Origin of the sequence: Alkalihalobacterium chitinilyticum (genome assembly GCF_029028005.1) — a bacterium.
GTDB lineage: Bacteria > Bacillota > Bacilli > Bacillales > Bacillaceae_F > Alkalihalobacterium > Alkalihalobacterium chitinilyticum.
On the sequence record NZ_JAOTPO010000003.1, the window covers coordinates 319,068 to 334,379 of the forward strand.

At 37.7% G+C, this 15,312-nt stretch carries 14 protein-coding genes, 1 pseudogene and 1 other annotated feature; all 15 genes and pseudogenes read right to left on the reverse strand.

Features of this window, described 5'->3' with window-relative positions; translation table 11 throughout:
- Nucleotides 1-6: 6 nt before the first annotated feature.
- On the reverse strand, nucleotides 7-1,095 hold the full coding sequence (locus N7Z68_RS06515; RefSeq protein WP_275117654.1) for a carbamoyl phosphate synthase small subunit: 1,089 nt from the start codon (nucleotides 1,093-1,095) through the stop codon (nucleotides 7-9).
- Entirely contained in the window at nucleotides 1,095-2,375 is a 1,281-nt protein-coding gene (pyrC, locus tag N7Z68_RS06520; RefSeq protein WP_275117655.1) for a dihydroorotase, read from the reverse strand. The genes N7Z68_RS06515 and pyrC overlap by 1 nt, the downstream gene beginning before the upstream one ends.
- Nucleotides 2,376-3,269, reverse strand: a complete 894-nt coding sequence (locus tag N7Z68_RS06525) for an aspartate carbamoyltransferase catalytic subunit (RefSeq protein ID WP_308447214.1) — start codon at nucleotides 3,267-3,269, stop codon at nucleotides 2,376-2,378.
- A gap of 201 nt (nucleotides 3,270-3,470) precedes the next feature.
- A pseudogene (locus N7Z68_RS06530) lies at nucleotides 3,471-4,771 on the reverse strand (solute carrier family 23 protein).
- Between the two features lie 183 nt (nucleotides 4,772-4,954).
- A complete protein-coding gene (gene pyrR / locus N7Z68_RS06535) occupies nucleotides 4,955-5,500 on the reverse strand; it encodes a bifunctional pyr operon transcriptional regulator/uracil phosphoribosyltransferase PyrR (RefSeq protein ID WP_275117656.1) in 546 nt (181 codons plus the stop codon).
- A gap of 264 nt (nucleotides 5,501-5,764) precedes the next feature.
- Nucleotides 5,765-6,670 carry an RluA family pseudouridine synthase gene (locus tag N7Z68_RS06540; protein WP_275117657.1) on the reverse strand — a complete coding sequence of 302 codons (906 nt, stop codon included), beginning with the start codon at nucleotides 6,668-6,670 and terminating at the stop codon, nucleotides 5,765-5,767.
- Nucleotides 6,670-7,155, reverse strand: a complete 486-nt coding sequence (gene lspA / locus N7Z68_RS06545; RefSeq protein ID WP_275117805.1) for a signal peptidase II — start codon at nucleotides 7,153-7,155, stop codon at nucleotides 6,670-6,672. The genes N7Z68_RS06540 and lspA overlap by 1 nt, the downstream gene beginning before the upstream one ends.
- A gap of 165 nt (nucleotides 7,156-7,320) precedes the next feature.
- A complete protein-coding gene (locus tag N7Z68_RS06550; protein WP_275117658.1) occupies nucleotides 7,321-7,971 on the reverse strand; it encodes a TraR/DksA C4-type zinc finger protein in 651 nt (216 codons plus the stop codon).
- Between the two features lie 149 nt (nucleotides 7,972-8,120).
- Nucleotides 8,121-10,883, reverse strand: coding sequence for an isoleucine--tRNA ligase (gene ileS / locus N7Z68_RS06555; protein ID WP_275117659.1), 2,763 nt, complete (start codon nucleotides 10,881-10,883; stop codon nucleotides 8,121-8,123).
- Nucleotides 10,884-11,267: 384 nt separating this feature from the next.
- Nucleotides 11,268-11,499: a binding site (T-box leader), on the reverse strand.
- Nucleotides 11,500-11,555: 56 nt separating this feature from the next.
- The gene (locus tag N7Z68_RS06560; RefSeq protein ID WP_275117660.1) at nucleotides 11,556-12,050 is read right to left on the reverse strand and encodes a DivIVA domain-containing protein; all 495 of its coding nucleotides are present in this window, start codon (nucleotides 12,048-12,050) and stop codon (nucleotides 11,556-11,558) included.
- Between the two features lie 83 nt (nucleotides 12,051-12,133).
- On the reverse strand, nucleotides 12,134-12,907 hold the full coding sequence (locus N7Z68_RS06565; RefSeq protein WP_275117661.1) for a YlmH family RNA-binding protein: 774 nt from the start codon (nucleotides 12,905-12,907) through the stop codon (nucleotides 12,134-12,136).
- Nucleotides 12,908-12,921: 14 nt separating this feature from the next.
- Nucleotides 12,922-13,179 carry a YggT family protein gene (locus tag N7Z68_RS06570; protein WP_275117662.1) on the reverse strand — a complete coding sequence of 86 codons (258 nt, stop codon included), beginning with the start codon at nucleotides 13,177-13,179 and terminating at the stop codon, nucleotides 12,922-12,924.
- Between the two features lie 19 nt (nucleotides 13,180-13,198).
- Nucleotides 13,199-13,645 (reverse strand): cell division protein SepF, encoded by a 447-nt coding sequence (locus N7Z68_RS06575; protein ID WP_275117663.1) that lies wholly within the window; start codon nucleotides 13,643-13,645, stop codon nucleotides 13,199-13,201.
- Nucleotides 13,646-13,671: 26 nt separating this feature from the next.
- On the reverse strand, nucleotides 13,672-14,346 hold the full coding sequence (locus N7Z68_RS06580) for a YggS family pyridoxal phosphate-dependent enzyme (RefSeq protein ID WP_275117664.1): 675 nt from the start codon (nucleotides 14,344-14,346) through the stop codon (nucleotides 13,672-13,674).
- Between the two features lie 14 nt (nucleotides 14,347-14,360).
- Nucleotides 14,361-15,194 (reverse strand): peptidoglycan editing factor PgeF, encoded by an 834-nt coding sequence (gene pgeF / locus N7Z68_RS06585; RefSeq protein ID WP_275117665.1) that lies wholly within the window; start codon nucleotides 15,192-15,194, stop codon nucleotides 14,361-14,363.
- Nucleotides 15,195-15,312: the final 118 nt, after the last annotated feature.

The window sequence follows — 15,312 nt, forward strand, 5'->3', positions numbered from 1 at the left end:
TATTTGTTAAACGCGCACTCGGCTTTGTTTATGTTCTTCAATCAACTTAATAAACTTAGTAAATAGATGGTTTGAGTCTTCTGGTCCTGGTGATGCTTCTGGGTGATATTGAACACTAAATGCAGGGTAGTCCAGGTGGGCAACACCTTCAACTGTTCCGTCATTCACTGCTTTATGTGTGACTATTAAACGAGTATCTTCAAGTGAATCTTCTTCGATTGTATAACCGTGATTTTGAGAAGTAATATCAATTTTTCCTGTTTCTAATTCTCTTACTGGATGGTTGGAACCACGGTGTCCAAACGTTAATTTCGCTGATCTTGCACCACTAGCTAATGCAAGTAGTTGATGCCCTAGACAAATTCCGAAAATCGGTACTTTTCCTAATAAATTTTGGATCATTTCAATTGCTTCTGGAACATCGACTGGATTTCCAGGACCATTGGACAGCATAATACCATCTGGGTATAAACGTAGAATTTCATCAGCTGTTGTATTGTATGGCACGACAATTACATCACAATCTCGTGAAATTAAGTTTTGAATGATACCGTGCTTTGCACCGTAATCAACTAAGACAACACGATGACCTCTTCCTGGGCAGTGATAAGGATCTTTAGTTGATACTCGTTTTACTTGGTCGTTTGGCTCTTCTGTTGAGTTAAGTTGTTTGACAACATCTTCAACATTCACATCCATGCCGCATAATTTTCCTCTTAACGTACCATGCTTACGAATAAGGCGAGTTAATTTTCTTGTATCAATTCCTTCTAACCCTGGGATACCTTTGGCTTTCAATAAATCATCAATTGACTCTTCGCATCTCCAGTTGCTTGGATGAATCGCAGCCTCTTTAACAATTAATCCATGAATAGCTGGTTCAATTGACTCGAAATCATCACGGTTAATACCGTAATTGCCTACTAATGGATAAGTTAGTGTTACAATTTGAGCACAATAGGAAGGGTCAGATAAGATCTCTTGATATCCTGTCATCCCCGTATTAAAAACGACTTCTCCTACTTTTTCATTCTCACTACCAAAAGCTTTTCCAACAAATACTGTTCCATCTTCTAAAATTAATTGTCTTTTCATTACTGCTCCCCCTTTTTCCATACAAGCTTTCCAGCTACAAATGTGTGTGTCGGCCAACCTTTACAATTCCAGTTTGCAAAAGGTGTGTTTTTCCCCTTTGATACAAAGCTTTCAGGGTTGATCGTTTCTTCTGAATTTAAATCAATAACTGTAATGTCTGCCTCTACACCTTCATCAATTGTTCCATATGGCAAGCCAAACGTCTCAGCTGGTTTAATCGTTAACCAATCGACTAATTGCTTTAATGTAATCGTTCCTTTTTCAACCATGTTTGTATATAACAATGGAAAAGCTGTTTCTAATCCGACAATACCAAATGGGGCTTTTTCCATGCCTAAAGCTTTTTCTTCTTCACTATGTGGTGCATGATCTGTTGCGATAAAATCAATTGTCCCATCAAGCAATCCTTCAATTAAAGCTTCGAGGTCCTTCTTTCCTCTAAGCGGCGGGTTCATTTTATAATTTGAGTCTAATCCAGGAATGTCTTCATCACAAAGTAATAAATGATGTGGTGTTACTTCTGCTGTCACTTTAATACCTGCTCTTTTTGCATCACGCACAACACGAACTGATTCTTTCGTACTAATATGACAGACGTGGTAGTGAGCATCTGCAGCTTCAGCTAGTAACACATCACGAGCGATATGTACGGATTCACACACGGATGGGATACCATTAATTCCGTGTTTTTCTGAGAAGGTTCCCTCATGAACTGCGCCTTTATGGATGAGTGTATTTTCTTCACAGTGTGCAACAATTGCTTTCTTAATTTTTGCAGCAGCTTTCATCGCTTGAAGCATCATGTCTGCATTTTGTACCCCAACTCCATCATCTGTAAAAGCAAACGCTCCGCTTTCTGCAAGGTCTTCGAAGTTCGTTAATTCTTGACCTAATTCACGAATAGTAATGGATGCGTAAGGCAGTACCCGAACATGTGCTGTTTCTTTAATTCGATTTTGCAGCCAATCTAACTGTTCTTTCGTATCTGGAACTGGTCTAGTATTTGGCATGGGTGCAACTGTTGTAAATCCACCTTTTGCCGCTGCCATTGTTCCCGTTTCGATCGTTTCTTTATGTTCACCACCCGGCTCTCTTAAGTGGACATGTAAATCAATCATGCCAGGAATGACTAAGTTTCCGTTAACATTAATTACCTCATCTGCCTGTTCTTCTAACTCGTTTCCAATTCTTACAATTTTGCTATCCTCAATTAGGACATCTCGATTAATAAGTTCACCATTTTCACTGAGTAGTTTTCCGTTTTTAATTAATGTCTTCATTTATTTAAGTCCTCCCTTTTCGATCGCACGTTTTAAGACTGCCATTCGAACTGCAACCCCATTTGTCATTTGCTTGAATATTCTCGAGCGTTCACATTCAACAAGCTCACTTGCAATTTCAACATCTCTATTAATTGGCGCTGGATGCATAATGATACTGTCTTTTTTCATTCGTTGTTCTCTTTCAATTGTTAATCCATATTGGTGATGATAATCGCTTTGAGTTGTTACCATCTTCACAGCATGACGTTCATGTTGTATTCGAAGCATCATCATCACATCTGCCATTTCAACAGCATCATCGATATCAATGAAATTCCCATATGGAATACTGTCGTCAATCCATGAGCGCGGCCCTGAAAACCATACGCTAGCCCCAAGGCGATGAAGTACTTCTGCATTGGATCTAGCCACTCGACTGTGTCTAATGTCTCCTACAATGACGACCTTTAATCCTTCGAATGTTCCAAATTCCTGTTTAATCGTTAATAAATCAAGTAAAGATTGAGTAGGGTGATGTCCACAGCCGTCCCCGCCATTAATGATTGGAATAGAAATTCTTCCTACAAGATCGTCAAAGTAATGATCTTGTTGATGACGGATAACCACAATATTCGTTCCAATCGCCTCTAATGTTTTGACCGTGTCGTACAATGTTTCCCCTTTAGTTACACTGGATGTTTGAGCTTCAAAATTCAAAACTTGGAGGCCTAGTTTTTTTTCTGCTACTTCAAAGCTAAATTTTGTTCTCGTACTCGGCTCAAAGAAAAGATTGGCTACAAATGTTTCTCGATTTGGCATCCAACGGTCACCATTTAGGAAAGCTTGAGCATCATGTAAGATTTGATGAATTTCAATCGTCTCGAGTAATGGCATCGTTAATACGTGCATAATCATCTTCCTCTCCTTCATCTTCACTTCATTTTTTATAAAAAAAGAGGATGGCTCAATTAGGTTTAACATCTGATTGATGTTTACACCTAGCTCTGAGTCATCCTCGTTGAAGAGAGACAGTAAAAACAACTGCCTATAATATCTAACTACCCCTTCAAGGCCTCACTGGACCTTTAGTTAAAGGATGATTGTTTTATTTAATTATTGGTTGTCTTCAAACATTGATTTTGTACCATAACTTACTTCTTTATCAGGTAAAATTAAGTGAAGAACAATCCCGATAATAGTTGCTAGCGCCATACCGGCAATTTGGATTTCATCTGAAACTTGGATGAAAGCTCCCCCAATACCGATGACAAGAATAGTTGATGAAATGATTAAGTTACGCTTTAATCCCATATTGATACCATTTTCAATTAACATACGTAAACCTGATGAAGCGATTACCCCAAAGAGTAAGATCGATACCCCGCCCATAACTGCAGTTGGGATCGTTTGAATTAAGGCTGCGAATTTTCCAAAGAATGCAAGTGTCATTGCGAGTACTGCTGCTCCACCGATAACGAATACACTAAACACTCGTGTAATCGCAAGTACACCAATGTTCTCTCCGTATGTTGTATTTGGAGGCCCCCCAAGGACAGATGCGATCATTGTTGCAACCCCATCTCCAAATAGAGAACGATGTAAGCCTGGCTTTTTAATAAAATTCTTTCCGACTACTTTACTAAGAACCATCTGGTCCCCAATATGTTCTGAAATCGTTACGACTGCGATTGGAACCATAATCGCGGCAATTTGCCAGTTGAAGCTTGGTGTATAAGTGACAAACGGTATGATGAAATCTGGTACTGCAAAGATTGGTGCTTCTCTTACAGGTGTTAAATCTATAACCCCCATGAAGTAGGCATAAACATATCCGCCGATTATTCCAAATAGGAAAGGAATTAGACCGAAGAACCCTTTTAGGAAGAATGCTGATAAAATGGTAATCGATAAAGTTACAATCGCTATGAAAATAAGGTACCGCTATATTCTGGTGGTTGAGAACCTGGTACATACATGGCCATATTAATTGCCACACCTGCTAAACCTAAACCAATAACCATAATAACTGGGCCGACTACGATTGGTGGTAAGATTTTTAGCAGCCAACTTACACCGCTCGCTTTAATTAGTAACGCTACTATTCCGTAAATGATCCCCGCTAGGAAACTCCCGATCATTGCCCCTTCTGGACCGCCGATCGTCGTGGCCGCTATAATCGGAGCGATAAACGCAAAGGATGAACCTAAGTAAGCTGGAATTTGTCCACGAGTTATTAATAAGTACGCTAGAGTACCTAATCCACTTGAAAATAATGCAACTGCAGGACTTAAATCAACTAAATATGGAACTAAGATGGTTGCACCGAACATTGCAAATAAGTGCTGAATACTAAAGGTTAACCATTTATCAAATCTTGGTACTTCTCTGATACCAATTTCTTGTTGTTGTGACATTTTATTGTCCTCCTTTAATGATTCTCTTGTTAGTAAGCTTTGTTGAAATAGCGGATATTATGAAAAAAACCTCTGCGTCCAATGTTGACGAGAGGTTGTTTACACTTTAAAAAGGACATAGTCCTTGTAAGAAGTGTAAATGGTCTCTTGTCAGCCTCACTGGACTGCTTTAAAGAGTGATTATTAAAATTCTTCCTTTTGGATAATACTTACTTCATCAATTTCATCGACTTCTTTTAATTTCGCAGTAATAATTTCACTTTTAGATGTTGGAACATTTTTTCCGACATAGTCTGGACGAATTGGCAATTCACGATGCCCTCTATCAATTAGCACCGCTAATTGGATTTGTGATGGTCTGCCTAAATCCATTAATGCATCTAAAGCTGCTCGAACGGTTCTTCCTGTGTAAAGTACATCATCAATCAAGATGACTTTTCGATCTGTAATATCAGCAGGAACTTGTGAACCTTTTAGTAGAGGGTCTTGATCATCCGTTTTCACAGTTAAGTCGTCCCTGTATAGTGTGATATCGACTTCACCAACTGGAATTTTTTCCCCTTCAATTTGTTCAATTCTCTCTGCTAACCTTTTAGCAACATAAATACCACGAGTTTTAATTCCAACTAAGATACAATTATCAATTCCTTTATTTCGTTCAATTATTTCATGTGCAATTCTAGTTGTTGCACGTCGAATTGCTTGTTCGTCTAAAATTATTCTCGCCATACTTAAACACCTCCACCCTATTAGTATGTCCTAACGTGAAAGCGGTCGTTATACAAAAAACCTCTCACCGTTTCTGATGAGAGGTTTAGTGAATGTTCAGTAAAAGGGCATACTCCACCCTGTGTTACCATTAATCCGCTTCCTTCTCAGCCTCACGGGACTGTAGTTAAAGGATCTATATTGTTGTTATCGTTATTATTCCACTATTCGACAACAAAGTCAATCGGTTTTTGTAATTTAAAAATAGTTAGATACTTCTAACAATTACCTTCTTAGCTCTTCAAGTAATTTTACTATCTCCTGTGGGAGTGGCGCTTCAAAAACAAGCTCTTCTTTTGTACGTGGATGTACAAATCCTAAAACAGATGCATGTAACGCTTGTCCGTCGATATCAAGAGTCTTTTTTGGTCCATATTTAGGGTCTCCAGCTAAAGGAAAACCTATATATTTCATATGAACACGGATTTGATGCGTTCTGCCTGTTTCAAGTTCACATTGAACATACGTAAAGTTTTCAAATCTTTCAAGTACCGTAAAATGAGTCACCGCATCACGTCCCTCTTCAGTAACGGCCATGCTTTGGCGGTCCTTTTTATCTCTTCCAATGGGGGCTTCAATTGTCCCAACATCATGTGCGATAACGCCGTGAGCAATTGCTTTATATATTCGCTTTGTTGTCTTCGCTTTAAGTTGTTCTACTAATGATTCATGGGCGACATCATTTTTTGCCACCATCAATAAACCGGACGTATCCTTATCTATTCGATGTACGATTCCTGGTCTGATTACACCATTAATTCCTGATAGGTCTTTACAGTGATACATTAAACCATTTACCAGTGTTCCTGAATAATGGCCAGGTGCAGGGTGAACTACCATTCCACGTGGTTTATTAACAACAATGACATCTTCATCTTCATAAACAATATCTAAATTAATCGGTTCTGGTTCAACTTCAAGCAGTTCAGGTTCTGGTATTTCTAACTCTAATCTATCGTTTAATTGCACTTTATAATTTGTTTTAACAGTATCACCATTAACGGTAACATTTCCGTCTTTAATCCATTGCTGAACTTGAGTTCTAGACCATTCTGGATTAAAGGTCGTCATTAATTTATCTATTCGTTCACTTACCTGTTCTTCGTTGATCTTAAATTCGTATTGCTCCATTATTTCTTCCCCTTTGCTATTCTTTCGTCGTTAATAATCTTAATGAAGATTAAAGCTACCCCAACACAAAGAGCAGAATCAGCTACATTAAAAATAGGGAAATTGTATGTAAAGATAAAAGTATCAATAAAATCTACAACTTCACCTCGAAAAACTCGGTCGATAAAGTTTCCAATAGCTCCACCTAAAATTAAACCTAAAGACACACCAAGTAGGATACTTTTTTTTGCTTCCTTTTGAATGTAATATACGATAAATCCTACAACGAATACTGTTACGATGTAGAAAAACCACATCTGTCCTTGTAAAATACCAAACGCTGCCCCTTGATTACGATGAGAAGTAAAATAAAGGACGTTTTCAATTAATGGAATACGTTCGCCTATTTCCATCGAATGTACGACAATCCATTTTGTCCATTGATCAAACAAAATAATGATTACTGCAATAACATAATATAACCAAATCAAAGTCATTTCCTCCATCTCATTATGCATACGTTAGCATTTTAGCATAAAATGATGAAAGTGTCTTTTTTTACTTATTTTTACCCCTGCGCTTATATAGTTTAACCACAATTAGTTAGACTGACTCACAAGTGTCAGGGACTATCTGACACTTGTACATATAAAGAGCCAGCTTGGATTAGTTTATTTTTCGTTCAAATATTGATCGTAATGGATATTTCTTTGGAAATCGACAGAGTCATCTCCTTGATAACCATAAATATCAGTTGAAGCAAAAGCTTCCAATTCTTCCACGTAACCAACCAACTCTCCGGTACGGTCTAGTGAAGAATCTTCAAAGACCATACTATTTTCGTTAAAAGAAGCGACCGATTGATAAGCATCTTCAGCGTCAAATTCTGTTTCATCATCACGGTTGTCAAAATTATATTCATCAAAGTTTCCTAAGACTGCTTCTTCTACTGGGCGATGATTAGCTAATAGACCTTTTGAGTGCTCAACGACAGTTCGTGCAGTCGGGTTGGCCTGCAGGCGGTCATATGGAATTTGCTTTCCTGTCACTTCACAAACTCCATATGAGCCATTTTGCATTTTATTTAACGCATAGTCGACATCTTCCAGTTCTTTTTGTAACTTTTCGTAGATGGCAATGTCCTTTTCGCGTTCATATAAGTCAGTAGCAGTATCAGCTGGGTGATTATCATATTGTGACAACTCTCCTGTTGAAAAGCTTGAAGTAACTGCTAACCCATAGCGGTCGGCTTCTTTAATACGTTCTTCTATGCTTGCTTTCCGCTGCTCAAGTTCCCGTTTTAAATCATCATATTGTCGCATTCTTCTCCCCCTTTTTGTACAGTCTCTAAATGATGAACTTGTACACCATTAGTGTGACCGAAATGATTTTTGTTAGCCGAAACAACATTTGTAATGTATGACAAAAAAAGAAGAGGTTATCCATATACAGAATAACCTCTCCTTGAAAATTAACCACTATAGTTTTCAGTAACAATGGTTGCACAAGAAGTACACAATGTCGGATGAGTTTCATTTTGTCCTACTGTTTTAGAAACGACCCAACAACGTTCGCACGTTTCACCTTCTGCTTTTTCAACAACGATTGCTAAATCATCATATACATCAGCATGTTCTGGAGCCGTTGCTTTTTCGCCGCCAACCACTGCTTGCGATACGATAAATAATTTTTGTAAATCTACATTTTCAAACGTCTGCATTAACTCTTGTGAAGGATATAATACAATTTGTGCAGTTAGAGATTTACCAATTTTCTTCTCATTTCTGGCATTTTCAAGTGCTTTTAATACATCATTACGAACATTCATAATTCGATCCCATTTTTGCACAAGCTCAGCAACATTCGTAAAGGTTTCAGCTTTAGGCATATCCGTTAATTGAACACTTTCACCTTCAGCTCCTGGAATATGAGGCCAAACTTCATCAGCTGTATGGGATAAGATTGGTGAAACAAGTTTTGCAAGTGCTACAACTGTCTCATACATTACTGTTTGAATTGAACGACGAGCATGACTATCAGGCGCATCAATATATAATGTATCTTTGGCAACATCCATATAGAAAGAACTTAGCTCTACTGTACAGAAATTATTTAATGCATGATATACATTAGAGAATTGATACTGTTCATAACCTTTAGTAACTTTGTTAATTACATCATGTAATTTAACAAGCATATACTTATCTAATTCTGGTAAGTCTTCAACAGCTACAGCGTCCGTAGCAGGATCAAATCCATTTAAATTTCCTAAAAGGAAACGGAATGTGTTTCTAATTTTACGATATACTTCAGAAACTTGTTTTAAAATATTATCCGAAACACGTACATCGGCTTGATAATCAACCGAAGCTACCCATAAACGAAGAATATCTGCACCTAATTGCTTCATAACATCATTAGGAACAACAACATTTCCTAGAGATTTACTCATTTTACGACCTTCACCATCAAGAGCAAAACCATGACTTAATACACCCTTGTAAGGAGCTTTACCTGAAACAGCAACACTCGTTGATAACGACGAGTTAAACCAGCCACGATATTGGTCTGACCCTTCCAGGTATAAGTCTGCAGGGCGTTGTAGGTCATCTCGCTCGACAAGAACGGCTTGGTGCGATGAACCCGAGTCAAACCACACATCCATAATATCCATTTCACGCGTGAATGTCCCATTTGGACTATGAGATGAAGTAAAGCCTTCAGGTAGAAGTTGTTGCGTCTCCCATTCAAACCAAATATTTGAACCATGCTCTCTAAATAATTGAGAAACATGATCGATAGTCTCATCAGTAATGATAGGCTCTCCATCTTCACCGTAGAAAATCGGAATTGGTACACCCCATGCACGTTGACGTGAAATACACCAATCTCCACGATCTCGTACCATATTATAAAGACGGGTTTCTCCCCAAGATGGAATCCACTCTACTTCATTAATGGCTTGAAGTAATTCTTCTCTAAAATCTTTAATTGAAGCAAACCATTGTGCAGTCGCTCTAAAGATGACAGGTTTTTTCGTTCTCCAATCATGCGGATACGAGTGAGTGATAAAAGAAAGCTTTAAAAGAGCTCCTACTTCAGTTAATTTTTCAGTGATTGGTTTATTCGCTTCGTCATAAAATAACCCTTCAAACCCTTCAGCTTCTTTCGTCATTACACCTTTATCATCAACTGGACATAAAACGTCTAAATTGTATTTCTGCCCGACGATATAATCATCTTCCCCATGCCCTGGTGCAGTATGTACGCAACCTGTACCTGCATCAAGAGTTACATGGTCACCACACATTACTAGTGATTGACGGTCATAAATAGGGTGTTTAGCAATGACATGTTCTAATTGCTCACCTTTAAATGTTTTTACAATGCTGTGAGTTTCCCATTCTAATTCAGTTACTAGTGTTTCTAACAGGCCTGAAGCAACAACAAACTTATCGTTTTCAACTTGAACAACACTATATTCAAGATCAGGGTGTACCGTAATCCCTAGGTTAGCCGGAATCGTCCAAGGAGTTGTTGTCCAGATTACAATTTTCTCATCTCCATCTAATACACCTTTTCCGTCTGTTACTGGAAAAGCAACGTAAATCGAAGGAGAACGTTTGTCATGATATTCAATTTCCGCCTCTGCAAGAGCTGACTCAGAAGATGGCGACCAATAAACAGGCTTTAATCCTTTATAAATATAACCTTTTTTCGCCATATCGCCGAAAACTTTGATTTGTTGTGCTTCATATTCTTTGTTTAACGTAATGTATGGATTTTCCCAGTCTCCACGAACACCTAAACGTTTAAATTGCTCGCGTTGACGATCCACTTGCTCAAGAGCATATTCTTCACAAAGCTTTCTAAAATCTGCAACGCTCATTTCTTTACGCTTTACTTTTTTATTTTTTGTAAGTGCGGTCTCAATTGGAAGTCCATGCGTATCCCAGCCTGGAACGTACGGTGCATGATAACCACTCATTGATTTAAAACGGACAATAATATCCTTTAATACTTTATTTAAAGCGTGCCCCATATGAATGTCACCATTGGCATACGGTGGTCCATCATGAAGGACAAATAACGGGCGTCCTTCTGTACGTTGTTGAACTTTTTGGTAAATATTCATTTCTTCCCAATTTTTTTGCATTTCTGGTTCGCGATTTGGTAAGTTTCCACGCATCGGAAACTCTGTTTTTGGCATCAATAAAGTGTCTTTATATTCCATTCTTGTTCCTCCTAGTTAATATGTAAAAAGAAAAGCGAAAGACGCCTGCTTATCGGCGACAAGCGCTGGAGGGCCAGCAATAAGTGACCCGCCTTTTGGTCACATTTGATGGACCGAAGCGACCTCGAGCCGATGGCGTCTGCAGCTAGACAAAAAGAAAAGCGGAAGACGTCTGTTTATCGGCGACAAGCGCTGGAGGGCCAGCAATAGGTGACCCGCCTTTTGGTCACATTTGATGGACCGAAGCGACCTCGAGCCGATGACGTCTGCAGCTAGACAAAACGAAAAGCGGAAGCGTCCGGTTAGCGACGTAGGGACTATGACCTCCCAAACAAATGAAGAGAATCATCCTCAATCCAGACAACAAAAAAAACCTTCTCGTCTTATAGGGACGAGAAGGTTACCCGTGGTACCACCCTACTAAATAACAGCAAAATACATTGCTATTATTCACTCTCATTCGTATCGGGAATAAACCGCTATAGCCTACTAGAACTTAACTTTCGGTATAGAACTCAAGGGTGATTTTCCCATTATCCTTCATATCAGGCTTCCACCACCCCTGATTCGCTATTATGAAGCATGATAAAGGTACTTTCCCTATCATAGTTATTAACTCTTTTCAATTTGAGAGGTATTATAATACATTATTATTATCTGTGTCAAGAAACGTTACTCAACAGTTTCTTTGTCTAACGATTCATTAACCTTTGTAATTTCATCCCAATCATCTGTTTGAAGCATTTCTAATTGTGCTTCAACTAACATTTTGAAACGCATACGATAAACAGAGGCTTGTTTCTTTAACTCTTCAATCTCCATCATAACTTTTCTTGATTTCGTTAATGCGTCGTTAATGATACGATCAGCATTTTTCTCTGCTTCCTTCACAATCAGTTGTGCTTCTTTCTGAGCACTACGACGAACCTCTTCTGCAGACTCTTGAGCGACTAAAATTGATTTATTTAATGTCTCTTCAATTTTATTATAATGCTCTAACTTTCCATCAAGGTCCTGTACTCGTTCAAACATTTCCTTTTTTTCCCGTAGTACAGCTTCATAATCTTTTATGATTTGGTCAAGAAACTCATTAACCTCATCCTCATCGTAACCACGAAATCCGCGAGTGAACTCTTTATTATGAATATCAAGCGGTGTCAAAGGCACGAAATCCACCTCCAAATCTTGTCGTTAAATTCTTAGTTATATTCGACAGAAAAAGAGCATTTCCTTCTTTTTCTATTATTAAATTATTTTTTTCTTCCAAACAATATACGAATTTTCCCTTTTTTTGTAGAACCGGCCATGGATATTAACTTACTTCTTCCAAACCCTCTTACAGAGAGGTAATCGCCTTCTTGTACTTGAAATGAAGCATCTTCAATCGTCTTCCAATTAACCTTAACCAATCCTCTTTCAATATATAGTGAAGATTTAGTCCTTGATATGTTGTACATTCCTGACAGTAATGTATCTAAGCGCAAGGAAGAAATGGTTGTAGATTCTTCTGTCCATTCCTCATTGGTTTGTACGATATCTTCATTATTTATTGGTACAATTTTAACTTTAGCTTGTCCAACTTTTTGTAAATTTAATTCAAGAAAACTAGTAACTTCACTAGCTGCGATTATTTGAATTCCTTCATCCTGAATTATGATATCACCAAATTTTTCACGCTTTAACCCTAAACCCATCAGTGAACCCAACACGTCTCTATGTTCTAAAGTTATAAACTTTCTAGGGTAACGTAACTCAAAAGCTTGAACTTGAAAATCACTCATTGAAAGCTCAAAAAAGGTCGGGGAAAGCAATGCACGTTTTCGTTCGGTATAAGAAGTGCCTCCCCAAAAGGAGAGGCTTATTTCCTCATCTTTACCTATAATTGCTTTTATAATGTCTTGTTGTCTTGGGTCAAGAAAGTCAGTAAGTTTGTAGGTATATTGAACAGTCACTTCCTGTTTCCAGTCCAATACTTGATCTACAAATGATCGTTCTTCATTTCTAAAATGTTGATAAATACTCATCCTTCTTTACACCATTACATCCCGAATAATGCAGCAACTCCATACCGTGCAAATGATAAGGCAAAAATAGCTACAATTGGGGAGATATCAATCATACCTAAAGGAGGAATGAATTTACGAAACGGTGCTAAGTAAGGTTCAACGATTGAACCTAAAAATTGACCGATTGAAGACTCCTTTGCATTTGGAAACCATGACATTAAGATATAAGCAATGATCATGTATGAATAAACCATAATTGCTAAATTTAGTAAAGCTCCAATTCCTTGCATTTAATTATCCACCACCATTCTAACGTTGTTCAAATGTTTCTTGCATCATTTCTGAAATTGACCCGGATACATCTACATTATCTGGAGTACAAAGGAATATACTTATTCCTAGCTTTTGAATGTCTCCTCCTATAGCATACACCGTTCCACTTAAAAAATCGACAATTCGCTTTCCTTGTTCATTTGATATTCGCTGTAAATTTATAATTACTGCCTTACGGTTTTTTAAATGATCTGCAATATCCTGAACTTCATCATAAGTTCTTGGTTCAATCAAAATAACTTTTGCTGCCGATTTTTGAACGCTTTGCAAACTTACGACATTTTGATTTTTCGCTTGCTTTTCACTTCTACGATACTGCGGTACTTCTTCTTGTGCAGCAGCTACTTCCTCATTGTACGATTCAAAATCTTGTCCATCTTCTTCTAATTCAAAAAAACGTTTAAATCTCGATTTCATTCCCATTTAAATTCCTCCTTTGAGCTCCATTTTTACCCAACAAGCGAAGATCCAATACGAATAAAAGTAGCGCCTTCCTCTACTGCGATTATGTAATCGTTTGACATTCCCATTGATAATTCTGTACAGGGTGCATGGTCAAGAGATAAGGCTTGTACTTCTTGTTGCAACAGTCGAAGTTTCTTAAAAACAGGTCTTGTATCTTCTGAATTTTCTACAAACGGTGCCATCGTCATAAGCCCTACTACTTGAACGGCTGGAAATTGAGCGAGCTCTTGGATGAAAGGAATCGTTTCATTAGGTTTAAGTCCTGATTTAGATTCTTCTCCAGAAACATTCACTTGTACAAAACATTTCAAAGGCTCTGGAGATTGCCACCTTTTTTGTATTTCTTGAGCTAAAGATAGGCGATCTAAAGAGTGCAGGTAGCTTATATGTTCCACGACATTCTTTACTTTCTTTGATTGAAGAGAACCGATAAAGTGTAAAATCGGTTCAATATCAACAGATTGTGCTTTTTCTATTAGTCCTTCAGATCTATTTTCTCCAATATGAATAATTCCCGCATCCAATGCTTCTTGAGTTCTCTCAACAGTTACATATTTGGTAACTGCGATGATCTTTACATCTTTCGAGTTGCGGCCTGACCGTTGACAGGCTGCATTAATTTCTTCTTGAATTTTATGTAAGTTATCTTTTACTGTCAATCGATCTTCCTCCTTTATAAATCTTCATTACTCTTCAATCCTATAAAGCTCATCATTCTTCCTGTTCTTCCTTGTTCTTTTCGATGTGAAAAAAACAAATCGGTTCTGCTAGCTGTACAATATTGACTAATTTTCACACAATGACTTGGAATACCAGCAGCAATAAGTAATTGTTTATTTAATGTCTTTAAATCTAAGAAGAAATGGCCAGGTCTCGATTCAATATAAGGTGGAGTATCTGTTTGAGGCAAGACTTGGTCAACTGCCTTTATCACATTACGATCTACTTCATATTGTTGTTGACCAATCGATGGTCCAATTATGACCAAAATATCATTTGGATCTATACCTTCATCCTTCCAAATTTCAATCATTTTCGGACCAATTTTACCAACTGTTCCCTTCCAGCCGGCATGTGCTAAACCTATCATTCCATGCTTAGGTGAAAAAAAATATAACGGGACACAATCTGCATACAAACTGACAAGTAGAATATCTTTGTCTTTTGTGTATAATCCGTCGATGTCTTTAACAGCTGACGTTAATGATTGTGCACCTTTTCCACAATCACTACTCGTTACCTTTTTTATGTTTGAGTCATGGATTTGTTCACCTACTACCCATTGCTCAATCGGAAAATCAATCTTAACCGAAACGATTTGGCGGTTTTTTATTACAATAGAGTCGTTATCAGAAACATGTAATCCCACATTTAAGGAGTCGTATGGAGATTGACTTACCCCTCCTAGACGTGTGGTAAATCCTGCAGTTAAGTTGTGACCCTTTTTTTCCCATTTAGGTATTAATAATAGATCATCTTCCGTCTTGATAAACGGTTCATGGACCAAAAAATCACTTCCTATCCATGTTTTTTCATCTAATTCCAATCAACAAAAACTGTCATATTATTGATTGTTTTTATCTATTTTAGCATATTTTTCATGCAAAGAGTATTAAGATTCGTCG

Bases quoted from the DNA above. Each gene is read 5' to 3' on its own strand.
- N7Z68_RS06565 (WP_275117661.1), bottom strand. From the start codon at position 12,907: ATGAGTATTTATCAACATTTTAGAAATGAAGAACGATCATTTGTAGAT.
- pyrR (WP_275117656.1), bottom strand. From the start codon at position 5,500: ATGGCGAGAATAATTTTAGACGAACAAGCAATTCGACGTGCAACAACT.
- N7Z68_RS06540 (WP_275117657.1), bottom strand. From the start codon at position 6,670: ATGGAGCAATACGAATTTAAGATCAACGAAGAACAGGTAAGTGAACGA.
- lspA (WP_275117805.1), bottom strand. From the start codon at position 7,155: ATGGAGGAAATGACTTTGATTTGGTTATATTATGTTATTGCAGTAATC.
- ileS (WP_275117659.1), bottom strand. From the start codon at position 10,883: ATGGAATATAAAGACACTTTATTGATGCCAAAAACAGAGTTTCCGATG.
- N7Z68_RS06570 (WP_275117662.1), bottom strand. From the start codon at position 13,179: ATGCAAGGAATTGGAGCTTTACTAAATTTAGCAATTATGGTTTATTCA.
- pyrC (WP_275117655.1), bottom strand. From the start codon at position 2,375: ATGAAGACATTAATTAAAAACGGAAAACTACTCAGTGAAAATGGTGAA.
- N7Z68_RS06515 (WP_275117654.1), bottom strand. From the start codon at position 1,095: ATGAAAAGACAATTAATTTTAGAAGATGGAACAGTATTTGTTGGAAAA.
- N7Z68_RS06575 (WP_275117663.1), bottom strand. From the start codon at position 13,645: ATGGGAATGAAATCGAGATTTAAACGTTTTTTTGAATTAGAAGAAGAT.
- N7Z68_RS06550 (WP_275117658.1), bottom strand. From the start codon at position 7,971: ATGCGACAATATGATGATTTAAAACGGGAACTTGAGCAGCGGAAAGCA.